Origin of the sequence: Curtobacterium sp. MCBD17_040, assembly GCF_003234805.2 — a bacterium.
In the GTDB taxonomy this organism is placed as follows: Bacteria; Actinomycetota; Actinomycetes; order Actinomycetales; family Microbacteriaceae; genus Curtobacterium.
In genome coordinates, this window is the sequence record NZ_CP126273.1 from 2,642,698 (window position 1) to 2,667,297 (window position 24,600).

Annotated in this window: 23 protein-coding genes; 7 read left to right on the forward strand and 16 right to left on the reverse strand. The window is 73.5% G+C overall.

All coding sequences use genetic code 11. From position 1 onward, the window contains the following. Positions 1 to 200: 200 nt before the first annotated feature. Complete coding sequence (locus tag DEI94_RS12345; protein ID WP_181441892.1) at positions 201 to 587, reverse strand: hypothetical protein; 387 nt, start codon at positions 585 to 587, stop codon at positions 201 to 203. Between DEI94_RS12345 and DEI94_RS12350 the strand changes: the two genes are divergently transcribed. Further along, the gene (locus DEI94_RS12350; RefSeq protein WP_181441893.1) at positions 577 to 1,554 is read left to right on the forward strand and encodes a hypothetical protein; all 978 of its coding nucleotides are present in this window, start codon (positions 577 to 579) and stop codon (positions 1,552 to 1,554) included. The two genes, DEI94_RS12345 and DEI94_RS12350, sit on opposite strands and share 11 nt — an antisense overlap. A 27-nt stretch (positions 1,555 to 1,581) precedes the next feature. Here DEI94_RS12350 and manD read toward each other — a convergent pair whose 3' ends face one another. Genes manD through DEI94_RS12375 form a run of 5 tightly spaced genes read right to left on the reverse strand, consistent with a single transcriptional unit; the run spans position 1,582 to position 7,091 of the window. Beyond that, positions 1,582 to 2,820, reverse strand: a complete 1,239-nt coding sequence (gene manD, locus DEI94_RS12355) for a D-mannonate dehydratase ManD (RefSeq protein WP_111011447.1) — start codon at positions 2,818 to 2,820, stop codon at positions 1,582 to 1,584. 47 nt (positions 2,821 to 2,867) lie between these two features. After that, positions 2,868 to 4,190 carry a mannitol dehydrogenase family protein gene (locus tag DEI94_RS12360; RefSeq protein WP_111027651.1) on the reverse strand — a complete coding sequence of 441 codons (1,323 nt, stop codon included), beginning with the start codon at positions 4,188 to 4,190 and terminating at the stop codon, positions 2,868 to 2,870. Further along, positions 4,187 to 5,047 carry a sugar phosphate isomerase/epimerase family protein gene (locus tag DEI94_RS12365; RefSeq protein ID WP_111027652.1) on the reverse strand — a complete coding sequence of 287 codons (861 nt, stop codon included), beginning with the start codon at positions 5,045 to 5,047 and terminating at the stop codon, positions 4,187 to 4,189. The genes DEI94_RS12360 and DEI94_RS12365 overlap by 4 nt, the downstream gene beginning before the upstream one ends. Then, positions 5,044 to 6,252, reverse strand: a complete 1,209-nt coding sequence (locus tag DEI94_RS12370; RefSeq protein WP_111027653.1) for a Gfo/Idh/MocA family protein — start codon at positions 6,250 to 6,252, stop codon at positions 5,044 to 5,046. The genes DEI94_RS12365 and DEI94_RS12370 overlap by 4 nt, the downstream gene beginning before the upstream one ends. After that, positions 6,249 to 7,091 carry a sugar phosphate isomerase/epimerase family protein gene (locus tag DEI94_RS12375; protein ID WP_111027656.1) on the reverse strand — a complete coding sequence of 281 codons (843 nt, stop codon included), beginning with the start codon at positions 7,089 to 7,091 and terminating at the stop codon, positions 6,249 to 6,251. Before DEI94_RS12375 ends, DEI94_RS12370 begins: the two co-directional genes overlap by 4 nt. Positions 7,092 to 7,284: 193 nt before the next feature. Between DEI94_RS12375 and DEI94_RS12380 the strand changes: the two genes are divergently transcribed. Next, entirely contained in the window at positions 7,285 to 8,313 is a 1,029-nt protein-coding gene (locus DEI94_RS12380; protein ID WP_349815154.1) for a LacI family DNA-binding transcriptional regulator, read from the forward strand. Next, entirely contained in the window at positions 8,310 to 9,761 is a 1,452-nt protein-coding gene (gene uxaC, locus DEI94_RS12385) for a glucuronate isomerase (protein WP_258378095.1), read from the forward strand. Before DEI94_RS12380 ends, uxaC begins: the two co-directional genes overlap by 4 nt. A 183-nt stretch (positions 9,762 to 9,944) precedes the next feature. On the opposite strand, the gene DEI94_RS12390 is transcribed toward uxaC, so the two are convergent. From DEI94_RS12390 to DEI94_RS12400, 3 genes are all read right to left on the reverse strand, one after another. Beyond that, the gene (locus DEI94_RS12390; protein WP_258378130.1) at positions 9,945 to 11,456 is read right to left on the reverse strand and encodes a purine-cytosine permease family protein; all 1,512 of its coding nucleotides are present in this window, start codon (positions 11,454 to 11,456) and stop codon (positions 9,945 to 9,947) included. 149 nt (positions 11,457 to 11,605) lie between these two features. Continuing rightward, positions 11,606 to 12,967, reverse strand: a complete 1,362-nt coding sequence (locus DEI94_RS12395; RefSeq protein ID WP_111026418.1) for an NtaA/DmoA family FMN-dependent monooxygenase — start codon at positions 12,965 to 12,967, stop codon at positions 11,606 to 11,608. Beyond that, positions 12,964 to 13,986, reverse strand: a complete 1,023-nt coding sequence (locus DEI94_RS12400; RefSeq protein ID WP_258377987.1) for an adenosine deaminase family protein — start codon at positions 13,984 to 13,986, stop codon at positions 12,964 to 12,966. The genes DEI94_RS12395 and DEI94_RS12400 overlap by 4 nt, the downstream gene beginning before the upstream one ends. A gap of 182 nt (positions 13,987 to 14,168) precedes the next feature. Here DEI94_RS12400 and DEI94_RS12405 point away from each other — a divergent pair, with 182 nt between their 5' ends. Then, positions 14,169 to 15,068 (forward strand): LysR family transcriptional regulator, encoded by a 900-nt coding sequence (locus DEI94_RS12405; RefSeq protein WP_181441768.1) that lies wholly within the window; start codon positions 14,169 to 14,171, stop codon positions 15,066 to 15,068. A gap of 117 nt (positions 15,069 to 15,185) precedes the next feature. Here the strand turns inward: DEI94_RS12405 and DEI94_RS12410 are convergent, their stop codons facing one another. From DEI94_RS12410 to DEI94_RS12420, 3 genes are all read right to left on the reverse strand, one after another. Next, on the reverse strand, positions 15,186 to 15,698 hold the full coding sequence (locus DEI94_RS12410) for a gluconokinase (protein ID WP_258375136.1): 513 nt from the start codon (positions 15,696 to 15,698) through the stop codon (positions 15,186 to 15,188). Then, a complete protein-coding gene (locus DEI94_RS12415) occupies positions 15,695 to 16,012 on the reverse strand; it encodes a putative quinol monooxygenase (RefSeq protein ID WP_181441767.1) in 318 nt (105 codons plus the stop codon). Before DEI94_RS12415 ends, DEI94_RS12410 begins: the two co-directional genes overlap by 4 nt. A gap of 220 nt (positions 16,013 to 16,232) precedes the next feature. Further along, positions 16,233 to 16,901: a hypothetical protein gene (locus DEI94_RS12420; protein WP_111010991.1), complete on the reverse strand. Its 669-nt coding sequence runs from the start codon at positions 16,899 to 16,901 to the stop codon at positions 16,233 to 16,235. Positions 16,902 to 17,193: 292 nt separating this feature from the next. Between DEI94_RS12420 and DEI94_RS12425 the strand changes: the two genes are divergently transcribed. After that, positions 17,194 to 18,771, forward strand: a complete 1,578-nt coding sequence (locus DEI94_RS12425; protein ID WP_258377986.1) for a molybdopterin-dependent oxidoreductase — start codon at positions 17,194 to 17,196, stop codon at positions 18,769 to 18,771. Here DEI94_RS12425 and DEI94_RS12430 read toward each other — a convergent pair. Next, positions 18,758 to 19,342: a TetR/AcrR family transcriptional regulator gene (locus DEI94_RS12430; RefSeq protein ID WP_111010990.1), complete on the reverse strand. Its 585-nt coding sequence runs from the start codon at positions 19,340 to 19,342 to the stop codon at positions 18,758 to 18,760. The two genes, DEI94_RS12425 and DEI94_RS12430, sit on opposite strands and share 14 nt — an antisense overlap. A gap of 91 nt (positions 19,343 to 19,433) precedes the next feature. Here DEI94_RS12430 and DEI94_RS12435 point away from each other — a divergent pair, with 91 nt between their 5' ends. Beyond that, on the forward strand, positions 19,434 to 20,537 hold the full coding sequence (locus tag DEI94_RS12435; protein ID WP_111026413.1) for a saccharopine dehydrogenase family protein: 1,104 nt from the start codon (positions 19,434 to 19,436) through the stop codon (positions 20,535 to 20,537). 30 nt (positions 20,538 to 20,567) lie between these two features. On the opposite strand, the gene DEI94_RS12440 is transcribed toward DEI94_RS12435, so the two are convergent. Next, positions 20,568 to 21,599: a zinc-dependent alcohol dehydrogenase family protein gene (locus tag DEI94_RS12440; protein WP_111026412.1), complete on the reverse strand. Its 1,032-nt coding sequence runs from the start codon at positions 21,597 to 21,599 to the stop codon at positions 20,568 to 20,570. Between the two features lie 162 nt (positions 21,600 to 21,761). On the opposite strand from DEI94_RS12440, the gene DEI94_RS12445 reads away from it, so the two are divergent. After that, positions 21,762 to 22,742 (forward strand): aldo/keto reductase, encoded by a 981-nt coding sequence (locus DEI94_RS12445; protein ID WP_111026411.1) that lies wholly within the window; start codon positions 21,762 to 21,764, stop codon positions 22,740 to 22,742. An 84-nt stretch (positions 22,743 to 22,826) separates the two neighbouring features. Here DEI94_RS12445 and DEI94_RS12450 read toward each other — a convergent pair whose 3' ends face one another. Together DEI94_RS12450 and DEI94_RS12455 are read right to left on the reverse strand one after the other, a co-directional pair. Then, positions 22,827 to 23,615 (reverse strand): putative protein N(5)-glutamine methyltransferase, encoded by a 789-nt coding sequence (locus DEI94_RS12450; RefSeq protein ID WP_111026410.1) that lies wholly within the window; start codon positions 23,613 to 23,615, stop codon positions 22,827 to 22,829. Positions 23,616 to 23,621: 6 nt separating this feature from the next. Beyond that, a complete protein-coding gene (locus DEI94_RS12455) occupies positions 23,622 to 24,599 on the reverse strand; it encodes a ribose-phosphate diphosphokinase (protein WP_111026409.1) in 978 nt (325 codons plus the stop codon). Position 24,600 lies beyond the last annotated feature (1 nt).

Genomic DNA, 24,600 nt, shown 5'->3' on the forward strand with positions numbered 1-24,600 from the left:
CCGCCCTGCAAAGGTGCCCCCCCAACCCGGTCGCGAGGCCGTGCGCGACCTGTCCGAGCGAATCGGATCCTGCGAACTCGTACAGGTAATTCGCCTGACCCCCGAACAGGTGACAGGGCGCTCCACGGACCCTCACATCCGCGCTCGGCAGTCAACAGGCGTGCCTGAGAATCAGCCGAATCCGGGGGTACGGAAAACCGTTACGTTTCTGGTCGCTCACGACCTTCAGGGAGGAACGAGCCCATGGACAACACGGACCCGACCATGAACGAGACCACGACGAGCGGAACGGACCGCTCGGCCCGACGCCGCCTGCGCTGGGCGCTCCCGGTGACGGTCGCCGCAGTGGCGTCGTCGGTGGCGCTGATGGCATGTGCGCTGCCCCAGGGCGGCACCACCGCCGACGCTGCGACCACCGCCTCCGCGAAGCCGAGTGCCACGACCGCCCCCGCGGCGGCGTCGCCCGCGCCGACGACGGCCACCCCGGTAGTGCGGGCGGACGTTGCGTCGCCCGCCCCGCGCACCATCACCGCGACCACGGCCGCCGCGAGCGCGTCGGCGGTACCGGCGTCGGCAATGACGGCCACGACCGCCGCAGCATCCGGGATCGTGCACGGCAAGGGCATCTCGCCCGGCGGCCTGTACGAGTCGGAGATCAACACGATGTCCGCCAGTGGAGCGCGCTCGGTGTTCCAGGACATGCGCTCCGCGGGCGTGCAGTGGGTCCGGCTCGACTACAACTACGCCGGCAACCCCACCGGGCACGGCGGCGCCTCCGACCAGACGATCACGCAGGCCCGCATGGCGGGTCTCGACGTCGAGGTCATCTTCGGTGACGGCACGGCATCCATGCCGGAATCCGCCGGTTACTCGGCGCAGAACGGCTGGATGACCTACTCGGTGCGGCGCCTCGCGGCCGGGGGCATCCACGACTTCGAGATCGGCAACGAGGTCAACCTCGGCTGGACGTGGGCGGGCGGCCACGCGAACCCCGCTGCCTACGCCGGTCTGCTGCGCACGGTGTACCCCATCATCCACCAGGCCGACCCGCAGGCCACCGTGCTCATGGCGGGCATGGCACCGTTCGGGCGGCAGGTCTCGGGGAGCGGCCCCCAGGGCAACGACTACAACCCCATCGACTTCATCCGCCAGATGTACTGGAACGGTGCGGCGGGCTGGTTCGACGCCGTCAACCTGCACCCGTACACCTACCCGGTGATGCCGATGACCGCGGACGGCGGCTACAACCTGCTTTCCGTCCTGCCGGACCTGCTCGCCGTCATGCGCCAGTACGGGGACGGCTCGATGCCGATCTGGTGGACCGAGAGCGGCATGCCGACCGGCTCGGACGGCAACTACCCGGCGTTCTCCGTCGCACAGCAGCAGGAGACCATCAAGGAGCTGTACCAGATCGCCGCGCAGTACCCGCAGGTCGGGCCGGTGTTCCTCTACGGCTGGCAGGACGACGGCCAGGACGGCGACTTCGGGCTCTACACCTGGTCACACCAGCGCAAGGCGTCCTTCGACACCTTCGCCGGGATCGCCGCCCAGTAGCGACATCGAGCGACGTCCTCTGCGGGGTCACCAGTCGTGCACGGTGCCGTCCGCCAGGCGGTTGTACGGCAGGTACGCCTGCTCGTACGGGTACTTCCCCGCCTCGTCGACGTCGAGGTCCACCCCGATGCCCGGCTGGTCGCCCGGGTGGAGCAGACCGTCCTCGAACGTGAAGGACTGCTGGAACACGGCGTTCGTCCGAGCCCCGTGCTGCATGTACTCCTGGATCCCGAAGTTGTGGATCGCGAGGCCGAGGTGCATCTGGGCCGCCATCCCGACCGGTGAGATGTCGGTCGGCCCGTGGAACCCGGAGCGGATCTGGTACTGCGCGGCGTACTCGACGAGCTTCCGCAGATGGCTGATCCCGCCGGTGTGGGTGACCGCGCTCCGGACGTAGTCGATGAGTTGCTCGCGGATGATCTGCTGGTAGTCCCAGAGCGAGTTGAACACCTCGCCGATCGCGAGCGGTGTCGTGGTGTGCTGGCGGACGAGCCGGAGGGCCTCGGGGTTCTCGGCCGGGGTGCAGTCCTCGAGCCAGAACAGGTCGTACGGCTCCAGGGACTTGCCGAGCTGCGCGGCCTGGATCGGGGTCATCCGGTGGTGGGCGTCGTGGAGCAGCGGCAGCTCGGGCCCGAACTCGTTCCGCACGGCCTCGAACACGGTGGGCACGTGGCGCAGGTACGACCGGGTGTCCCAGTCCTCCTGCGCCGGCAGGGCCCCGCGCTGCGCGGGCTCGTGGTCGTACCGGACGCCCTGGTCGCCGTCGAGCCGGGCGTTCGACGCGATGCCGTAGATGCTCTTGAGCCCGGGCACGCCGGTCTGCACGCGGATCGACCGGTAGCCCTGCTCCTGGTGTTCCCGGATCGAGTCGAACAGCTCCGGCAGGTCCTTGCCCGACGCGTGTCCGTACGCCATGAGCCCCTCACGCGAGGCGCCGCCGAGCAGCTGGTACAGGGGCATGCCGGCGGCCTTGGCCTTGATGTCCCAGAGCGCGATGTCGACCGCGGCGATGGCGGCCATCGTGACCGGACCGCGACGCCAGTACGCCCCGCGGTACAGGAGCTGCCAGGTGTCCTCGATGCGCGAGGCGTCGCGGTCGATGAGCATCGGCACGACGTGGTCACGCAGGTACGACACGACGGCGAGCTCACGGCCGTTCAGCGTCGCGTCCCCGAGACCGGTGATGCCGTCCTCGGTCGTGAGCTTCAGGGTCGTGAAGTTCCGGTCCGGGCTCGTCACCACGACCTCGGCCTTCGTGATGCGCATCCCCCGCGCACCCCGGGCGGAGCTCGTGGAGGGGAGGTCGGTGGCGGTCATGCGGTCGCTCCTCGTGTCGGATCGACGGCCTCGTCGCCGTCGTCGGTGTCCATCATGGTCCTGATGCGCGTCGCCGCCGCGGTGATCGCGGCCACGACCGGGTCGGTGTCGAGGTCCGGGTCGAGCACCGCCAGCACGTCGTGCACGTCGGCGTCCGGGGCGGGGGAGCCGTCGTCCGACACGAGGTCGGCCTGCAGGGCGCAGTGCAGCCACCACGCCGCGACGACCGTCGCCGTGCCCGGTCCGACGCCGGCGTCCGGATCGCGCGCGAGTCGCCGTCGCAGGGGGTCGACGATCCGCACGGGGAGCTTGCGCGACCCGTCGCTCGCGATCTGTCGCAGCGTGTGACGGATCCGCGGGTTCGCCCACCGCTCGAGCATCGCCGCACGCGCGGCGGCGATCTCGTCGGCCGGGAGGCGCACCTCGGCTCCGGCCTCGTCCCACAGCTGGTCGACGCGGCCGCGGCAGCGCGGGTCGGCGATCGCCTCGGCCACCGTCGTGTGCCCGAGCAGGAGGCCGAGGTAGGCGAGCAGCGAGTGCGCGGCGTTGAGGAGCCACAGCTTCCGCTGCTCGTACGGCTCGACGTCGTCGACGATGCGGACCCCGGCACGCTCCCACGGTGGCCGGTCCCCCGCGAAGCGGTCGGCGAGGACCCACTCGGCGAACGGCTCGGTGACGACCGGCACGCGGTCGTCGGGCACCGCGCCGGGCAGCTCCTGGACGGCGGCGCGGTCCTCGTCGGTCGTGGCCGGGGTGATCCGGTCGACCATGGCGTCGGGGAACGTCACGTTCCGGTCGATCCAGGCGAGGAGGTCCGGGTCCGCCCCGACCGCCTCCCGCACGGCCCCGGCGAGGACCCGGCCGTTCCCGGCGAGGTTGTCGAGGCTGATGAGCGTGAGGGGGCCGCCCTCCGCGGTCGCCCGCGCCCGGAGGCCGTCGACGAGCCGGTCCGCGACGCCGGACCCCGGCCGGTAGCCGGCCTCGGTGACGGTGAGCGTGACGATCGCCGTCGTCGGCGACGCGAGGGCGGTCCTCCAGGCCGATGTGTCGGACCCGGGGTGCGCGGCGACGACGACGTCCATGGCGGTCGCGGTGTCGCCGTCGGCCGCGCGCTCGACGAGCGTGTACCGGCAGTCCTGCGCCGCGAGCGTGGTGGCGGCGTCGGGTGACCGCCCGGTGAAGCCGACGATGCCCCAGGCGCGTCCGTCGTCGTCGGTGCCGGCGCGTTGCGTGTACCAGGCGAGGTGGGCGCGGGCGAACGCACCGATCCCCAGGTGGACGATGCCCGGTCGGCGGTCGGATGCGGTGCCGCCCGTCACGGGGTGTCCGTCGACACGAGCGAGCGGAGGAACGCGAGGTCGTCGGCCGTGCGGTCCACGAGGGGCAGCTCGGTCGAGAAGTCCTCGACCGTGACCCAGCCGTCGTACCCGACGGTCCGCAGGTCGGCGAGGTAGTCCGCGACGGACTCCTGCCCGGTCCGGAGCGTCGCCCACTCGTGCACCCACACCGTGCTGCCGTCCGCACGTCGGTCGTCGGTCGGCACCCAGCGGACGTTCTTGACGTGCACGTGCGCCAGGTAGGGGCCGAGCAGCTCGAGCGCGGCGAGGTGGTCCTCACGTCCCTCGATGACGAGGTTGCCGAGGTCGTGGATGACCCCGACGTGCGCGGGGTCGAGACCGTCGACGAGCCGGAGCGCCGCGGACGCCGACGCGGTGATCGTGCCGTGGTGGAGCTCGACGAGCGCCTGCACGCCGAGCTCCGCGGCCCGCGCGGCGATCCACTCGAGGTCGGCGCGCGTGCGGTCGAACAGCTGCGGGTACGGGGTGCCCGTCCGGGTGTGCGGCATCGTGACCCGGACGCGCTCGGCCCCGAGCTCCGCGGTGGCCCGGAGCATCCGCAGGACCGCGTCGTGGTCCGACGCCTGCTGGTACCCGCCGATGCCGGAGTACGCGAGCCCCGAGCCGGCGGTGACGCGCGCGATCTGCCCGAGCCGGTCCTCCAGGCCCGTGAACGGCCATGTGGCACGGTTGCCGGCCCAGAACCCCGGTGCGCCCTGGGCGTCCGGTTGGTCCGTGACGCGCCACTCGACGCCGTCCCAGCCCTGCGCGGCGAGCATCGACACGGCCTGGTCGGGGCTCCACTCCGGCGTCGCCGCCGTGAACACCGAGAACCTCATGCGAGCACGCTCCCCGGGCCCGGGCCGACCATGGGTTCGACGTCGTCGTACCGGCCGCTCAGGACGTCGTCGACACGGACCGGCACGCCGAGCGTCGCCGACACGTACAGGGCCCGCACGGTCGCCAGGGACAGCAGGGCGGCCTCGACCGTCACCCCGGGCTCGCGCCCGTCGCGGATCGCGTCGACGAGGTCGTCGTACTGCCGAGCGTGGCCGTGGAGGAACGCATCCGGCTCCGACGGGCCGCCGACGACGTGCTCGGGCGGCACCACCTCGGCCCGTTGGTCCGTGGCACCCGCGACGGCCTGGGCGCCGCTCGTCGTCGACGCGGACGCCAGGGCCGCGTCGTCGGGCGCCATGTGGAAGAAGGCGAGTCGGTCGTCGTCGACGATCGCCGAACCGCGCGTGCCGTGCACCTGGTACCGCGCGGACAGCCCCGGGTAGGCGGCCGTCGTGCAGTGGACGACGGCGAGGGCGCCACCGTCGAACAGGACTGTCGCGACCGCGGTGTCCTCGACCTCGATCCGCTCGTGGGCGAGTCGACCGGTACGCGCCGACACCTCGACCGGGCGCCCGAGCGTCCAGACGAGCAGGTCGACGGTGTGCACACCCTGGTTCATGACCGCGCCACCGCCGTCGAGCGCCCAGGTACCCCGCCAGTCGCCGGAGTCGTAGTAGCCCTGCGAGCGGTACCAGGCGACGCTCGCGACGCCGCTCGTGAGGGTGCCGAACCCGCCCGAGTGCGCGGCCCGGGCCACCGCGACCGAGGCCGGGTCGAACCGGTGCTGGCTCACGACGGACACGACGAGCCCCCGGTCGCGAGCGGACGCGGCGAGCGCCGCGAGCTTCCGTGCCCGCGGGATCGTCGTGTCGAGCGGTTTCTCGATGAGGACGTGCTTGCCGGCCGCGATCGCCGCGGTCGCGAGGTCGACGTGCATCCCGGACGGCGAGCAGATCGCGACGATGTCGATCGCCACGGCGTCGACGGCCTCGCGGATGGTCGTCGCCGTCAGGGGTCGCTGCACGCCGGTCGCGGTGATCTCGTCCGCCAGGGCCACGGCCGCCGCGGGGACGGCGTCGACGAGGGCGACGAGGTCGAGGTCCGGGTGCTGTGCGGCGACACGGGCGTGGTGCTGGCCGATGACGCCCGCGCCGACGACGGCGAGGCGGAGCGGTGGGGTCGCGTCGGTGGGGCTGGTGCTCATCGCAGGGTGACTCCGATCTGTCGCGTGAGGTCCCGGAACGCGCGGGCGGCACGACCGAACGCGGCCGGTCCGCTCGATCCGCCAAGCCGGGTGGCACTCGCCAGGTGGGGCTCGAGGGAGGCGTGGCCGTCGTACCCGGCGTCGCGGAGCGCCGTCAGGGTCTCGCGGAGCTCGCCGTCGCCCTCGCCCGCGGGGACGACCGTGCCGTCGGCGGCCAGGGCGTCCTTGACCTGGAGGTAGACGACGTACGGGGCGAGGAGGCCCCAGCCGTCGCTGAACGGGCGCACCCCGCACTGGACGTAGTTCGCGTTGTCCCAGGCCAGGCGGAGCGCGTCCGATCCGACGGACTCCACCACGTCGAGCACCCGCTCGGGGACGTCGCCGTAGATGTCCTTCTCGTTCTCGTGCAGCAGTCGGACGCCCTCGCGCTCGGCGACGTCGGCGAGGGCCCGCATCCGCGTGAGGACCGCGTCGCGGACGTCCTCGGGGGTCTGCTCGGGCGACCGGTAGAACGAGAAGACCCGGATGTCCCGGGTCCCGAGGGCGTGCGCGGCGGCGATCGCCCGCTCGAGCCGCGTGACCTCGTGCTCGACGGGCAGGCCGACGTCGACCTTGCCGATCGGGGAGGCGACGGCCGAGACGGACTGGCCCCGGTCCTCCAGGAGGCGGTGCAGGCCGGCGAGCTGGTCCTCGTCGAGGTCCACGACGTTGACGCCCCACGCGCTGCGGACCTCGATCGCGCTCGCGCCGAGGGCCTGGAGCACGGCGACCTGGACGACCGGGTCGTCGTCGATCTCGTCGCCGAACCCAGAGAGGGTCCAGGCGGGTGCCTCGGTCATGTCGTCCTCCACGCCTCATGCTGGACCGGTCGGGATGCGGCACCGCGGAGGGTCCGCACCGACCCGTGTCGATGCTGCCGCTGTGGCAACGCCGTGGCAACCCGTTGCCATCGCGTTGCCACGGCCCTACGGTCGGTGGCACGACCGAGCCCGCGAGGAGGCCGCCACGTCCGAGATCCAGGAGCCCCGCCGCGTGACGATCCGGGACGTCGCGCGGGCCGCTGCGGTCGCGCCCTCCACGGTCTCGCGGGCACTGGCCCGGCCGGGCCGCGTCAACGCCGCGACGCGCACCCGCATCGAGGCCGCCGCACGGGCCCTCGGGTACGCGCCGCCGCGCAGCGAGCGCGGCACCCGGGACGTCGGGGCGGTCGCGGTCGTCGTGCCGGACGTGACGAACCCGTTCTTCTTCGACGTGATCCGCGGGGCACAGCACCGGCTCGCCGCGGCCGGCCGGACCCAGCTGCTCGTGGACACCGAGGAGTCCGCGGCGACCGAGGCAGCCACCCTCGGCGCGATCGCGTCACGGGTGGACGGTGCGGTGCTCGCCGCCTCGCGCCTGAGCGACGGGGAGATCGCACGGTTCGCGGGCCTCCTACCGGTCGTCGTCCTGAACCGGCGTGTGCCGTCCGTGTCGAGCGTGCTCATCGACACACCGGGCGGGGTCGGGCGGGCGCTCGAGCACCTCGTCTCGCTCGGACACCGGCACGTGCTGTACGTCGGCGGCCCCGAGAGCTCGTGGTCGAACGAGCGACGGTGGCGGGCGCTCGTCGCCGCCGCGGCGCGGCTGCGCGTCCGGGTCGACACGGCCGGGCCGTTCGCGCCGGTCGTCGACTCCGGTGCGGCCGCCGCGGACGCCGCCGTCACCGCGGGGGTCACCGCGTGCATCGCGTTCAACGACCTCATCGCGATCGGGATGCTGCGCCGTCTGCGGGAGCGGTCGGTGCGCGTGCCCGTCGACATGAGCGTCGTCGGGTGTGACGACATCTTCGGCGCCGACTTCTGCGATCCGCCGCTCACCACCATGACGTCGCCCATCGAGCAGGCCGGACGCGTCGCCGTGACGATGCTGCTGCGGCGCATCGGCGGCGGTGTCCCGACCGACGCCGACGCCGACGCCGCCGCCGTCGCGGAGCACCCGACGGACTCGGTCGCCCTGCCCACCCACCTGACCGTCCGCGGGTCGACCGGGCCCGCCCCCGGCACCGAACGGAGTCCCGCATGACGAGCACCGACGCCCCCGCCGACACCGGCCGACCGATGGTCCCGCACCCCGACCGGCTGTTCCCCGCCGACCCGACGACGCGGTCCGTCGCCCGCCGCCTGTACGACGAGGTCGCCGAGGCCCCGATCCTGTCACCGCACGGACACGTGCCCGCCGAGGTGCTCGCCGACGACGAACCGTTCCCCGACCCGGCCGCGCTGCTCGTCACCCCGGACCACTACGTGCTCCGCCTGCTCCACGCCAACGGGGTGCCGCTCGACGCGCTCGGGCGCGCGCCGGTCGACGGGACGGGTGTCGTGCCTCCCGGCCGTGCCGTCTGGCGGACGCTCGCCGAGCACTGGGACGACTTCCTGGCCACCCCGGTGCGCGCGTGGTTCGAGACCGAGCTGCACGACGTGTTCGGGCTGACGGAGGAGCCGTCCGGCGCGAACGCCGACGCCCAGTACGACCGACTGGCCACGGCCCTCCGCGACCCCGGGATGCGCCCCCGCGCACTGTTCGACCGGTTCCGGATCGCGGTGCTCGCGACGACCGACGACCCGACGTCCGACCTCGCCGCGCACGCCCGACTGGCGGCCGACCCGGCCTTCTCCGGGCGGGTCATCCCGACGTTCCGCGCCGACGCCGTGTTCGACCCGTCGCGCCCGGACTGGAGGGACGTGGTCGCGCGGATCGGCGAGGCCGCCGGCATCGACACGGGGACGCACGCCGGGTTGCTCGAGGCGCTCCGGGCCCGCCGCCGGTACTTCGTCGAGCACGGTGCGACCGCGACCGACACGGGGGTCCTCGACGCCGGGTCCGCGCCGCTGTCCCCGGTGGACCGGGAGCGCATCCACGCCGCCGCGCTCCGGGGGCCGACCGCGCTCACCCCGGACGACGCCACCGCGTACCGCCACGACATGCTGTACCGCTGGGCGGAGATGTCCTGCGACGACGGCCTCGTCATGCAGCTGCACGCGGGCGTGCAGCGGGACCACCACCGGCCGTCGTTCGAGCGGTACGGGTCCGACGCCGGCCACGACCTGCCCGCGGTCGGCGGGTTCACGGCGCCGCTCCGCCCCCTGCTCGAGGCGTTCGGCACCGTGCCGGGGTTCCACCTCGTGCTGTTCACCGTCGACGAGACCGTGTTCTCGCGCGAGGTCGGGCCGCTCGCGGGCTTCTACCCGGCCGTGTACGCCGGCGCGCCGTGGTGGTTCCTCGACACCCCCGGGGCGATGCGGCGGTTCCGCGAGGCCGTGACCGACTCGGCGTCGTTCGCCAAGACCTCCGGGTTCATCGACGACACCCGGGCGTTCTGCTCGATCCCCGCGCGGCACGACACCGCCCGGCGCGTCGACGCGGCGTACCTGGCCGACCTCGTGGTGACGCACCGGATCTCCGAGGAGGCCGCGGTGCGGACGGCGCACCGGCTGGTGTCGGACATCCCGCGCGAGGTCTTCAAGCTCTGACCGGGCCATGCCGGCCGGCCGCCGCCCGCCGACCCCCTCTCGCCCGCCCCCAACCGTGAGATCGCAGTCGTTGCCGTTCTGAGGGGGGTCAGAACGGCAACGACTGCGATCTCACGGCCCCAGGTGGGGGGCGGGGGGCTGGTGGGGGGGGCGGGGGGGCTGGGGGGCTGGTGCGGGGGGCGGCTACCGGGCGATGACCCTCGGGTTCGTCTCGTCGACGTCGACCGGGACGGCCGGGGCCTGCTCCTGCCGGGTCACCGCACCGCGGCCGGTCAGGAACGTGCCGAGGAACCCGATCACGAGCGCGACGACCACGCCGAGGTTCGCGTACGCCCACGCGCCCTGGGTCCCGCCGAGTCCGAACGGGCCGAGCAGGTACCCCTGCCAGGACAGCCAGCCCGCGGCGGTGTTCGTGACGAGCCCCCAGCCGACGGCCGTGGCCACGACGAGGATCGCGATGCTGTCCCAGCGGACGTCGCCGTACCGCCCGCGGCGCGTGAACAGCTCACGCTCGGCGTAGTCCCGCTTGCGGAGCACGAGGTCCGCGATGAAGATGCCCGCCCAGGCCGCGATCGGCACGCCGAGGGTGATGAGGAAGCCCTGGAACACCGTGATGAAGCTCCCCGAGACGAACACGATGTAGATCGTGCCGAGCGTCATGATCACGCCGTCGACGCCGACCGCGACGGGCCGCGAGACCTTGAGCCCGGCGTTGAGCAGCGCGAGTCCGGACGAGTAGATGTCCATGATCGCGCCGGACACGATGCCGAGCACCGCGGTCACGACGAACGGCACGAGGAACCACGTCGGCAGGATCCCGGCGAGCGCCCCCACGGGGTCGGTCCCGATCGCGGACTCGAGGTGCTTCGAGGACCCCGACACGAGCAGGCCGAAGACGAGCAGGACGGCTGGGCCGAGCGACGAGCCGAACGTCGTCCAGAACACGACGCCGCCGCTCGAGGCGCTCCGGGGCAGGTAGCGGGAGTAGTCGGCGGCCGCGTTCACCCAGCCGAGCCCGAACCCGGTCATGACGAACAGGAGCGCGCCGATCACGGCCGGCCCGTTCCCGGACGGCATCGCCATGACCTTCCCGAGGTCGACGTGCCCCGCGGCGAACACGATGTAGAGCACGGTGAGGACGCCCGCGATGATCGTGATCCACCGCTGGAGGCGCATGATGAGCTCGAACCCGAGCGTGCCGCCGAGGACGATGAGGGCGATGACGACGACGAGGGCCGCCACCTTCGTCACGACACCGCCGCCCCAGCCGAGGCGGTCGAACACGGTCGCGGTCGCGAGCACGGCCACCGCGGCGAGCGAGGTCTCCCACCCGACCGTCAGGATCCAGGACACGACGGACGGGAGGCGGTTCCCCCGCACCCCGAACACGCTGCGGCTCAGGGTCATGGTCGGGGCTGACCCCCGCTTGCCGGCGAGGGCGCTGAGCCCGCAGAGCACGTACGACAGCACGACGCCGAGGACGACGACGACCGTCGCCTGCCAGAACGAGATCCCGAACCCGAGGACGTACGCGCCGTAGCTGACGCCGAGGACGCTCACGTTGCCCGCGAACCACGGCCAGAACAGGTCGCGCGGCTTGCCGCGCCGCTCGTGCTCGGCGATCTCGTTGATGCCGTTGCGCTCGACCGAGAGCGCGGATGCCGGGCTCGTGGTCGTGTCGTCGATGGTGCTCACGGTGCTCCTTCGGGGAGGGTGGTGCCGGAGGGGACGGGCGGAGAGGGGTGGGGGCGGGGTGGCCGGCGGGACCGGACGGGTGGGGCGCGGTGCTGGGTGGAGAGGGAGGTGCGGAGGGTGTGGGGTCCGGCCCCGCACCTCCCGGCTGGTCAGGCGGTGGCCGGCTGGTGCCGGAACCGTGCCGCCCGGTGGCTGGCGGGGAGGTGCGGGCCGCGTCCCGAGAGCCGTTCGCGGAACGTGCCCGTGCGGGGCGTCTCGGGCAGCATGCCACGACGACGGAGTTCGGGCACGACGTCGGCGATGAACGACCGGTACGAACCCGGCGTGACGTAGGGCGTGTAGTTGAAGCCGTCGAGGTCGGTGTCGGTCACCAGGGCCTCGATGCGGTCGACGACCTCGGTCGGCGTGCCGGTCAGGACGAACTCGCGCATGCCGTTCCGGATGAAGTCCGCGGTGGCCTCGCGCACGGACGTGCCCTTGTACCGCTCGACCTGGGTCCGGCCGCCCTCGGTGGTGACGTCTGAGAACGAGGCCTCGGGGTCGAGCGCGGCGAGGTCGATGCCGGTCATGCTCGCGTAGTACACGCGTGCGGCGTCCGGGTCGACGTAGGAGAGGTACTCCTCGAGCTGGTCCTCCGCCTGCGCCGTGGACGGTGCGGTGATGACCGACAGACCGGAGACGGTGCGGATGTCGGTCCCGGCCCTCCCGGCCTGCTCGGCGCGGGTGCGGATGTCGGTGACCTGCGCGGCCAACGAGGGCGCGTCCTTGCCCTGCAGGAACACGAGCTCCGCGTTGCCCGCGGCGAAGGCGCGACCCGATGACGACGCGCCGGCCTGGAACAGCACGGGCGTGCGCTGCGGCCCGGGCTCGGTGTTGGCGTAGCCCTCGACGTCGAAGTACCGGCCGTGGTGCACCACCTTGTGCACCTTGCTCGCGTCCGCGTACCGACGTGCGCCCTTGTCGGCGAGGACGGCGTCGTCCTCCCACGATCCCTCGAGGAGCGCGTAGCTCAGCTCGAGGTACTCCTGCGCGATCGCGTACCGCTCGTCGTGCGGCACGTAGCGGTCCTTGCCGAACAGCTCCGTGACGACCGCGCTCGACGTCGTGACGACGTTCCAGGCGATGCGGCCGCGGGTCAGGTGGTCGAGCGTGGCGAAGCGGCGTGCGTTCGCGAACGGCGGCTCGAAGCTCGTCGACGACGTCACGCCGAAGCACAGGCGTGGGGCCGCCGCGGCCATGGCGGGGACGAGGAGCATCGGGTCGTTCTTCGGGATCTCGACGCCCTGCTCGAAGGCCACGTCGGGCACGACGCCGTCGATCACCGGGTACCCGTACGAGTCGGCGAGGAACATGAAGTCGAACCCGCCGTCGTCGAGCATGCGGGCCAGGTCGGTCCAGTGCTCGAGCTCCTTGTAGCGCCACGTCGTGTTGTCCGGGTGCGCCCAGAGCCCCTGGCTCGTGAGGTTCACGCCGTTGATCTCGAACGCGCCGAGGAACAGTTCCTTCGTCATGCTCGCCCTCCTGTGAGCCACGCGGTGAGCTCACGGTCGAATCGGTCGCGGGTGTCCGCGGACATCCCGGTGGCCCGCGTGCCGGTGCGCGCGAGGTCGGCCAGGGCCTGGTCGTCGAACCCCCACGTCGTGCGGGCGATCGCGTACTGGTCGGACACGGTGGCCCCGAACCAGAGCGGGTCGTCCGCGTTCAGGGTCACCGGGACCCCGCGCTCGACGAGGACCGGGGCGGGGTGCGACGCGAGGTCGGCGACGACGCCGAGCCGCACGTTCGACACCGGGCAGACGTCGCAGACGATCCCCTCGGCCGCCAGCCGATCGGTGACGCGGGCGTCCTCGACCGCTCGGAACCCGTGCGAGATCCGGGAGGCACCGAGCACGTCGAGCACAGCCGTCACGCGGTCCGGCCCGCCGGTCTGGCCCGCGTGGCTCACGACCGGGAGGCCCGCCGCCCGTGCGGCGCGCGCCGCCCCGACGAACGGGGCCAGGTCGCCGTCCTCGTCGAAGCAGGCGGTGCCGAGCGCGGTGACGCCGCTGCCGGCGAACCGGGCGGCGAGCGCACCGAGCTCGTCGGCGAGGTCCGCGTCGGCGTCGGTGTTGAGCGTCAGGTCGGCACCGACCTCGACGGGCCTGCCCGCGGCGGCGGCGTCGGCGGCCGCCTCGGCGAAGGCCGCGAGGACGGTGCGGAGGACCTGCTCGTTCCCGCCGAGACGCTCGGCGTACAGCTGCGGCTCGACGGCGGGCTCGAGGTACCGGACGCCCTCGGCGGCCTCGGCGTGCACGAGTGCCCGGCAGAGTGCGGCGAGGTCCTCGTGCGTCGCGACGAGGGCCGGGACGGTGCCGTACGCGTCGAAGAACGCCCAGACGTCGGCGAACCGCTCCGGCCGGTGGAACGGGAGGCCGCGTCGCGTCGCGAGGGCGCGGACCGCGTCGACCGGGTAGCTGCCGTCGAGGTGCGCGTGGAGGTGGGTCTTCGGCAGGGCGCGGAGCCGGTCGTCGGCGGTGGGGTGGACCGGCATCTGCACGTCCGGCAGCGTAGGGCGAGGGCACCACGGCTGTCGCATAGGATGCGCCACTGGGGCCATAAGCAGCGCTGATGTGCCCGCCGACACGGGGATCGGCGCGGTGCGGCGCCGCACTCGGGCCCGGATCCGTTACACGCCGGAAACGCGCGGAGCGCGCGAGCGAGGAGGACCACGCCGTGCCCGTCGACCTCGACCTCCGGCTCCTCCGTGCGTTCGTCGTGCTGGTCGCCGAGCAGGGGTTCACCGCCGCCGCCGCCGTGACCGGGGTGTCGCAGCCGGCCCTGAGTCAGGCCATCCGACGACTCGAGGACGTCCTCGGGGTCGAACTCGTCGACCGCCGTGGCCGGACGCCCGGGAGCGGTGTGCGGCTCACCCCGGCGGGGCACGCGTTCCACGCCGACGCCGTCGCCGTCCTGACCGCCGCGGAGCGTGCGGTGGCCCGGGCTCGTCGGGTCGCCGCCCGGCCGCGCGTCGTCGTCGGGTTCGGCACGAGCGCGCCACGGGCCCTGACCGGTCTCGCCGTGCGCGAGGGCGAGTCCGCCGACGTCGAGGTCGTGCTCGAGCACGTCCCGTGGGGCAGCGAGCACCAGCGGCTCGCGGCGGGTGAGGTCGACGTGCTCGTGGCGCAGCTCTCCCCCGGGTTCGCGGAGGCCGACTGGGTCGCCACGGTCCTCGGCACGCGCGACCTCGTCGCCGTGTTCCGCGCCGACCACCCGCTCGCCGGACGCTCGGCACTGGCGCTCGCGGACCTCGACGACGAGCCGATCGTCGACGCCGCCTCGGACCGGGACTTCTGGATCGCGGCGGCACGGCCGGACGGGCGGGCTCCCGTCGTCGTCGGACCCCCGGCGCGGACGGTCGAGGAGATGCTCGCGCAGGTGGCGGCCGGGCGGGGCATGGCGTTCACGAGCACGACGGTGGCCGAGAACGCCGGGGGCACGGGACTCGCGTTCGTGCCGATGGTGGGCCTCCCGGCGGTCAGCGTCGCCATGGTCCGCCGACGCGACGACGACCGCGCGCACGTCCTGGACCTGGTCGAGCGCGTCCGCCGGTCCTGGGCCGACCCGGCCGCCTGACCGGCGCTGTGGCCCCGGTGCCGGCCGCCTCGGGCCTCGCCTGCGCCGGCCCCCTCGGGCCTGGCCGGTGCCGGGGCCCTCGGGCCTCGCTGGCTCCAGCCGGCTCCGGCTGGCCGGTCAGCGGGTGACGAGGGCGCTGTCGATGCTCTGGATCACGGACTCGAGGGTCTGGTCGATCCGGACGACGAGCCCGGCCTCGTCGGCCTGCAACGGCTCGAGCGTCGCGAGCTGCGAGCCGAGCAGCGAGTCGGGCATGTACTCGTGGTGCCGGCGGCGCTGCCGTTCGGCGATGACGTCCTCGTCGCCGGTGAGGAACACGAAGAACAGGTCGGGGTTCGTCGAACGCAGGCGGTCCCGGTAGACCCGCTTCAGCGCGGAGTTCGCCATGACGCAGCGCTGCCCCTGGGCCTCGATCGCGGCGATGCGGGCCGCGCAGATGTCGAGCCACGGCCAGCGGTCCTCGTCGGTCAGGGGATGCCCGGACCGCATCTTCTCCTTGTTCGCCTGGGGGTGCAGGTCGTCGGCGTCGACGAACTGGGTGCCCTCCCAGTGGCGCGTGAGGGCGGAGCCGATGGTCGTCTTGCCCGAACCGGACACCCCCATGACGACGACGGGGCGATGACCGGTCACAGCGCGCCCTTGGCGTCGTCGCCGAGCGGCACCGGGCGGAGGACCCGCACCTCGAGCGGACTCGCGAGCAACGGCTGCACGCGCTGCGTGAAGGCGGTGAACTCGGGCGCGGCGCCGTGCTGCTCGAGGGCCTGCTGGCCGCTCCACTGCTCGATGAGCACGAGGACGCCCTCGCCGGCCTCGTGCAGCGCGTAGCGGAGGTTGCCCTCGTCCTGCTGTGCGACCGGCACGTACTCCTGCACGGCGGCGGTCAGGTCCGCGACGGACTCGGGCTTCGGACGGAAGGTCGCGACGACGACGATCGGATCGGTCATGGGCCCACAGTACGAACCGGTGCGTGCGCCGCTCCCAGGGCGTCCGGAGGCTCGCGCTCGCGGCGGCGAGAGGCAATGGGCTCGGCCGTGGCGGCGCGGCGCGAGCGCGAGCGTGCAGGACATGCCGCTCACGTCACGAGCTGAGCGGCGCGTTGTGCGATCTCGCGAGCAGTGAGCGGCGCGTTGTGCGATCTCGCGAGCAGTGGTCGGCCGGTCCTGCCTACAGGACGACGCGCTCGGCGGCGAGGTCGGCGCTGAGCCGGTCGAGCGCCGGCCCACGGCCGAGCAGCCGCAGCGACCCGAGCGCGCGGCGCACCGCGAACGTCGCGACCGCGGGCGTGCCGTCCGGACGGTGGAAGTGGATGGCGATGACCGCGCGGTGGGGGGACGAGGAGCCGTCGGGGAGGTCCTCGACACCGACGTGCACGACCCGCGTCCACCGGACCACGAGCACCCGCAGGGCCTGCCGCCCGTCGAGTTGCCACAGGGACGCCTCGGTCGCGCCGAACCCCCAGACGACGTGGCGCCCGAGGGCGACCTCGGGATGCGCGCGCCCGACGAGGTCGCGGAGTTCGCTCGTCGGCACCGCCGGCACGAGCCGCACGGTCGGGTCGATGCTGCGGATCGCCCGTCCGAGCGACACGTCGGTCGTCCGGACGCGCTTCGACCAGGACATGCCGACGCCGAGCGCCACGATGAGCACCCCCACGAGCGTCGCGAGGAACTGCACGACCCCGAGCACACGGAGGTCCGCGGCGGGATCCGTGGTCACCACCGTCACCCGCACGACGAGCAGCGCCACCCACACCACGACGACGCCCCACCGCACGATCGCCCAGCGGTCGACGCCGCGCGCGATGCGGCGGTCCGGGCCGAGATGGGTGGTCACCGTCCGATCCTCGCACGCAGCGGTCCCCGGCGAAGCGCCGAGTTCGGGGGGTCTGGCGACCCGGGGAACCGCCAGAGGACCCGCCTACGATCGCCCCGTGAGCACCGAGGACCCGGACCAGCGCGACGCCGCTCGACACCACCGCCCGGCGCCCGGTGCCGACCGCCCCGCGCCCGGTGCGGATCGCCCGGCAACCGGTGCCGACCGCCCCGCGCCCGGTGCCGACCGCCGCGCGTCCGGCACTGCCATCGCGGCGTCCCCTGCCGCGGAACCCGTCGACCGCCCGCTGCACCTGCCCGACCGCACACGGACGATCGCCGCCGCGGCCGTGGGGCTCGTGGCCGGGATCGTGTTCCTCGCCGTCGCCGAGATCGTCGCGCTCCTGCTCAACGGTGCCGGCAGTCCGCTCGTCGCGGTCGGCTCGGCCGCGATCGACCTCGCGCCGCGGTGGGTGAAGGACCTCATGGTGACGCTGTTCGGCACGGGCGACAAGGCGGCGTTGTTCGTCCTCATGGCAGTGCTCCTCGCCCTCATCACCGCGGCGGCGGGCGTCCTCGAGCGCCGTCGTCCGCCGTTCGGCACCGTCGTGTTCGGCGTCGGCGGGGTGATCGCACTCGTCGCGGTGATGACCCGTTCCGGCAGCGGGAGCCTCGACGGTGCGCCCTCGGTCGTCGGGGTCCTCGCGGCGGTCGTCACGCTCCGCCTGGGCATGCAGCGGTTCCGGCGGTGGGACGCCGCCGCCGAGCAGCACGCGACCCCGACCGCAGCGAGCACGATGACGGGCTCCCCCGCGGTGCAACGCCGGGCGTTCCTCGGGTGGACGCTGACCCTCGGCGTCACCGCGCTCGTCGTCGGGGCCGGCGCGCGCGTCGTCGACGCGGCGAGCTCCGCCGCAGCGGCCGTCAAGCGCGCCGTCCACCTGCCGACACCGACCGTGCACGAGCGCGCGGTCCCGGCCGGCGCGAGTCTCGGCGTGCACGGGATCACGCCGTACGTCACCCCCAACGCCGAGTTCTACCGGATCGACACCGCGCTGCGCGTGCCGTCGGTCGATCCCGACACCTGGAAGCTCCGGATCACCGGCATGGTCGACCACGACGTCGAGATCTCGTTCGCCGACCTGCTCGCCCGGCCGCTCGAAGAGCACATGGCCACCATGAGCTGCGTCTCGAACGAGGTCGGCGGCGACCTCATCGGCAACGCGCTCTGGCTCGGGTACCCGATCCGGCACCTGCTCGCCGAGGCCGGCCCGCACGCGTCGGCGGACATGGTGCTCTCGCGGAGCGTCGACGGGTTCACCGCGGGCACACCCCTCGACGTGCTGCAGGACGCCGGCACGGACGCGATCCTGGCGGTCGGCATGAACGGCGAGCCGCTGCCCGCCGAGCACGGGTTCCCGGTCCGCATGGTGGTCCCCGGCCTGTACGGCTACGTGTCCGCCACGAAGTGGGTGACCGAGCTCACCGTCACGCGGTTCGCCGACGCCGAGGGCTACTGGACACCCCGCGGGTGGAGCGCGCATGGGCCGGTCAAGCTCGAGTCGCGGATCGACACGCCACGGTCTGGAGGCACGGTGCGCGCGGGCGAGCGGGTCGCGGTCGCCGGGGTGGCGTGGCAGCCGCACACCGGCGTGCGGGGCGTGCAGGTCCGCGTCGACGACGGAGCATGGCGCGACGCCGAGCTCGCGGACTCGGTGTCCGCGGACACCTGGCGGCAGTGGGTGCTCCGCGACTGGACGCCGACGCACGGGCCGCACACCCTGACGGTCCGGGCGATCAGCGCGGACGGCACGGTGCAGACGAGCGTCGAGCGGGCGCCGGCACCGAACGGGGCGAGCGGCTGGCACTCGGTGGGCGTCATCGCGAGCTGAGGTCGCCGCCGCCCGTCATCGCGAGGAACCGCGCCATGGTCTCGCGGACGACCGCGACCAACGCGCGGTCACCGTCCTCGTCGAGCCAGCGGTCGAGCGACACCCACCACACGGCACCGCTGACCTCGGCGGCGAGCGTGGCGGACAGGTCGTCCTCGCCGCGCTCGACGAACCCGGCACGGACGGCCCGGGCGAGCGCCGCATGCTTCGTCAGCTCGCGTTCGCGCAGGCGCTCGTCGCTCCGGACCACCGCACGGTGGGTGAGCAGGTACTCGCGCAGGGGTTGGAACCGGGTCTCGGCCAGGGTCTCCAGCCCCGCTGCGATGAGGGCGATCGGCGCGAGGTCCGGCGGCGCCTGGGCGAGCAGCTCGGCCACCACCGCGGGGAACTGGTCCTCGAACCCGAACAGGACCTCGCGCTTGTCGGCGAAGTGCCGGAAGAACGTCCGGGTGGTGAGGCCGGCGCGCGCGGTGATCTGCGGGACGGTGGTCGCGGCGAACCCCTGCTCACGGAACAGCTCGAGCGCGGCCTGCTCGAGGCGCGCTCGTGCATCCGGATCCCATCGAGCCACCCGTCGATCCTACTCACGACACGGCGTGTCATCACGTGTATCGTGACGACACGACGTGTCATCGAGGCACGCGGGACGGGCGGAGCACGACATGCACGACGAGGTCATGGTCCTCGGGGCCACGGGGCGCACCGGACGGGCGATCGCGGCGGAGCTCCACGCCCGCGGTGTCCCCGTGGTGCTCGCAGCGCGCGACCGAGCGCGGCTCGAGGAGGTCCGGGACGCCCTGTCCGCCGTCGCCTCCGAGCGGCTCGGCCCGGCCGCGCGCAGTCCCCGGATGGTCGTCGGCGGGTTCAGCGACCTCCTCGCGGCGATCGGACGGGAACGACCCGGGGTCGTCGTCAACACCGTGGGCCCCTTCACGCGGACCGCGCTCCCGGTCGTCCGGGCGCTCCCACCCGGCACGCACTACCTCGACCTGTCGAACGAGTACGCCGCGGTCGACGACGTCCTGCGGCAGGACCGTCGCGCGGCAGTCGCGGGACAGGTCCTCGTGCCCGGCGCCGGGTTCGGGGTGGTCGCGGTCGAGAGCGTCGTCGTGCGCCTGTGCGACGGCGAGCCCCGGCCGCGGCGCGTCCGGGTCGACGCGATCGCCTCGGTGGCGACCGAAGCCGGGACCCTCGGCAGCGCCCTGGCGGAGTCCATCGCCGACGTCGCGGCCTTCGGCGGAGCGCAGGTCCGGGACGGTCGACTCGTCCGCACGCGACGGGTCGTCACGGACTACCGGACCATCACGACGCCGGACGGGGACCGGGTCGGCGCCGGCAGCGGCGCGAGCGGTGAACTGCTCGCGGCCTGGCTCGCGAGCGACGCGGACGACGTGGTCGCGGCCTCGGCCCTCGCCCCCGCGAACCCCGCGGTGCGCGCCGTCCTCCCGCTCGCGACCGCCCTGTTCCGGATCGCCCCCGTGCGGCGCTTCGTCGTCGGGCGCCTGTCCGCGATCCGCTTCGAGGACCGACCTCGCCCTCGGGCGTCGTCGTGGGGCCACGCACGGGTCGAGTGGCCGGACGGCCGCGTGCGCGAGGGCTGGCTGCGGCTCGGTGACGCATCCGTGTTCACGACCGCAGCCGCCGTCGAGGTCGCGACACGGCTCCTCCAGGGCGAGGGCCGACCGGGCGCTGTGACGCCCGGCGTGGTGTTCGGCGCCGACCTGGCGGTCGCCGCTGGCGGCGTCGTCGTCGACGCGCCTGCGTGAGCGGGGTGTCGACGACACCGGCCGCCAGGGTCAGAGCACCGCCACGGTCATCCCCGGCACCGCGGCGGGTCCGTCGAGTCCGGTGAGCGCGGCGGGCAGCTCCTCGAACCCGATGGTCCGGCCGACCGTGGTGTCCGGCCGCAGGTGCCCCGACACGATCGCGGCGAGCATGGCCGCGTACTCCGAGACGGCGATCCCGTGGCTCCCGAGCAGCTCGAGCTCCTGGGCGATGACGCGGCCCATCGCGACGGCGGGCTCGGCCTCGGCGCCGAGCAGCAGCCCGACCTGGACGTGACGCCCCCGTGGGCGGAGGCTCTCGATCGCCGCGTTCGACGTGCTCCGGCTGCCGAACGCGTCGAAGGAAACGTGGACCCCGCCCCCGGCGAGCGCGCGCACCCGCTCGACGGCGTCGGATCCGCTCGGCACGGTCACGGCGCCGAGCGCCTGGGCCCGTTCGAGCGCCGCGGGAGCGACGTCGACCGCGATCACCTGGGCCCCCGCCGCGAGCGCGACGACGATCGTGGACAGCCCGACCCCGCCGCAGCCGTACACGGCGACCCACTCCCCCGTCTGGACCCGCCCGCGCGCGTGGACGGCGTGGTAGGCCGTGCCGAACCGGCAACCGAGCCCCGCGGCCTCGACGAACCCGATCGCGTCGGGCAGCGGCACGAGGTTGAGGTCGGCGTGCGGCACCACGACCTGCTCGGCGAACGACCCGGGCAGCGTGAACCCCGGCTGCTCCTGTCGTGTGCACACCTGCGTCGCCCCGGCGCGGCACTCGTCGCACGTGCCACAGGCGAACACGAACGGCGCGGTCACCCGGTCACCGACGCGGTGCTCGTGGACGTCCGGACCGACCTGGGCCACGACGCCCGCGAACTCGTGCCCGGGGACGTGCGGCAGGTGCACCGAGTCGTCGTGTCCGCGCCATGCGTGCCAGTCGCTGCGGCACACGCCCGTCGCCGCCACCCGGACGACCACGCCGTCGGGCGGACAGGCGGGGGCGTCGACCTCGACGACGGAGGGCTGGGCACCGAAGGCGTCGTACCGGACTGCGCGCATGCGCCAATCCTCGCAGTCCGGCCGAGCGGGCGGCGTGCCCCGTTGCGCGAGATCGCAGTCGTCGTCGCTCTGGAGGCCCGCAGAACGGCGACGACTGCGATCTCGCGGAGGGGTGCGGCGTGTACACAGGGGAGCAGGACGACGACGTCAGGAGACGACCGCATGGAGTACACCCACCTCGGACCGACCGGCCTGCGGGTCAGCCGCATCACCCTCGGTTGCATGAGCTTCGGCAACGGCAACGAGCAGCAGACCTGGACGCTCGACGCCGCCGCGGCGGAGCCGATCTTCCGGAGGGCCGTGGAGCTCGGCATCGACTTCTGGGACACCGCGAACGTCTACGGGCGCGGCAGCTCCGAAGAGGTCACCGGCGCGGCGATCCGCGAGTACACCCGCCGCGAGGACGTCGTCCTGGCCACGAAGGTGTTCGGTGAGATGGGCCCGGGCCCCGGCGAGTCCGGACTGAGCCGTCGGGCGATCCTGGAGCAGGTCGACAAGTCGCTGCAGCGACTCGGCACCGACTGGATCGACCTGTACCAGATCCACCGGTTCGACCCGGAGACCCCCGTCGAGGAGACGATGGAGGCCCTGCACGACGTCATCCAGGCGGGCAAGGTGCGGTACATCGGCGCGTCGAGCATGTGGGCGTGGCAGTTCGCCAAGCTCCAGGCCGCAGCGGACCTCGGTGGGTGGACGCGATTCGTGTCCATGCAGAACCAGTACAGCCTCGTGCAGCGCGAGGAGGAGCGCGAGATGTTCGGGCTCCTCGCGGACCAGGGCGTCGGGTCGATCCCGTGGGGTCCCCTGCAGGCCGGCAAGCTGGCACGCCCGTGGAGCGAGCAGAACACCGCCCGTGCCGGTGACGAGCCGGAACGCGACCCGAAGGGGAACCCCGTCCGACTGGACTCGGACGAGGGCATCGTCGACGCGGTGGCGCGGATCGCCGACGAGCGCGGTGTCAGCATGGCGCAGGTCGCGCTCGCGTGGGTGCTGCGCAACCCGGTCGTGGACGCGCCCATCGTCGGCGCCACCAAGGTGCACCACATCGAGGACGCCGCGGCTGCCCTCGACGTCCACCTGACCGACGACGAGGCAGCGGCGCTCGAGGAGCACTACGTGGGCCGGCAGCCGACGTTCTTCTGACCCGGACCCATCCCGCGAGATCGCAGTCGTTGCCGCTCAGGCCACCCTGAGAACGGCATCCACTGCGATCTCGCGGGGGTGGGGTCAGGCGGGGCGGACGGCGACGACGACCGTGGCGTCACGGTCCTCGTCGTGCCGGATCCGCGCCTCCAGGCCGGCGGCCGCGAAGAGCGCGGCGGATGCGTCGGCCTGTTCCTCGCTCACCTCGATGACGACGGCGCCGCCGGGGCGGAGCCACTCGCCGACGGCCGCGGCGATCCGCCGGTGCACGTCCAGCCCGTCGGCACCGCCGTCGAGCGCGACGCGGCGCTCGTGCTCACGCGCCTCCGGCGGCATCAGCGCGATGGCGTCCGTCGGCACGTAGGGCGCGTTCACCGCCACGACCGTGACGGCGCCGCGGAGGCGGTCCGGCAGCGGCTCGAACAGGTCGCCGACGACGGCCACGGCACGGCCGGCCAGGTTCTCGGCCGCGACCTCGACCGCGTCCGGGTCGATGTCCACGGCGACGAGGTCCAGCAGCCCCACCGTCACGATCAGGCCGACGCTGATCGCGCCGACGCCGCAGCACAGGTCCACGACGCTGTCGCCGACCTGGAGGAACGGGGCGGCCTCCTCGACGACGAGCTCGGTCCGCCGACGGGGCACGAACACGCCGGGCACCACCCGGACCCGGTGCCCGCAGAACGACGCCCACCCGACGACGACCTCGAGCGGTTCGCCCGCGAGGCGCCGTTGCAGCAGACTCCGCAGCCGGACCGCGTCGCCGTCCGCCTCGTCGAGGATGACGGTGGCCTCGTCCTCGGCGAACACGCTGCCGGCCGCGCGGAGTCGGGCGGTCAGGGCGCGGTGCGCGGCCGGGTCGTGGTCGGGCATGCGCCGCTACGCTGCGCCGTCGAACATCGAGGTCACGGAGCCGTCGTCGAAGACCTCGTGGATGGCGCGGGCGATGAGCGGCGCGATCGGCAGGATCGTCAGACGGTCCCAGCGCTTGTCGGGCGCGAGCGGGAGGGTGTCGGTGACGACGACCTGGTCGATGAACTCGCTCTGCAGCAGCTCGGTCGCCGGGTCGGAGAACACCGCGTGCGTGGCCGCGACCACGACACCGACCGCCCCGTTCGCCTTGAGGGCCTCGGCCGCCTTGGCGATCGTCCGGCCGGTGTCGATGAGGTCGTCGACGAGCAGGCACCAGCGGCCCGAGACGTCGCCGACGATCTCGTGGACGGTGACCTGGTTCGGCACGAGCGGGTCGCGGCGCTTGTGGATGATCGCCAGCGGCGCGCCGAGCTTCTCGCTCCAGATGTCGGCGACCCGGACGCGGCCCATGTCGGGCGACACGACCGTGAGCGTCGACGGGTCGAGCAGCTGCCGGAAGTGCTGGAGCAGCACCGGCATGGCGAACAGGTGGTCGACCGGGCCGTCGAAGAAGCCCTGGATCTGCGGTGCGTGCAGGTCGACGCTCATGATCCGGTGGGCGCCGGCGGCCTTGAACAGGTCGGCGACGAGGCGGGCCGAGATCGGCTCACGCCCGCGGCCCTTCTTGTCCTGACGGGCGTACGGGTAGAACGGCGCGACGACCGTGATGCGCTTGGCCGAGGCCCGCTTGAGCGCGTCCACGATGATGAGCTGCTCCATGAGCCACTCGTTGATCGGCGCGGTGTGCGACTGGATGACGAAGGCGTCGCAGCCGCGGACCGACTCGTCGAACCGCGCGTAGAGCTCGCCGTTCGCGAAGGTCCGGGCGTCCGTCGGGACGAGGTCGAGCCCGAGCTCGTCCGCGATCGACTCGGCGAGCTCCGGATGCGCTCGGCCCGACACCAGCACGAGTCGCTTCTGGCCGGTCATCTTGATTCCGGACACC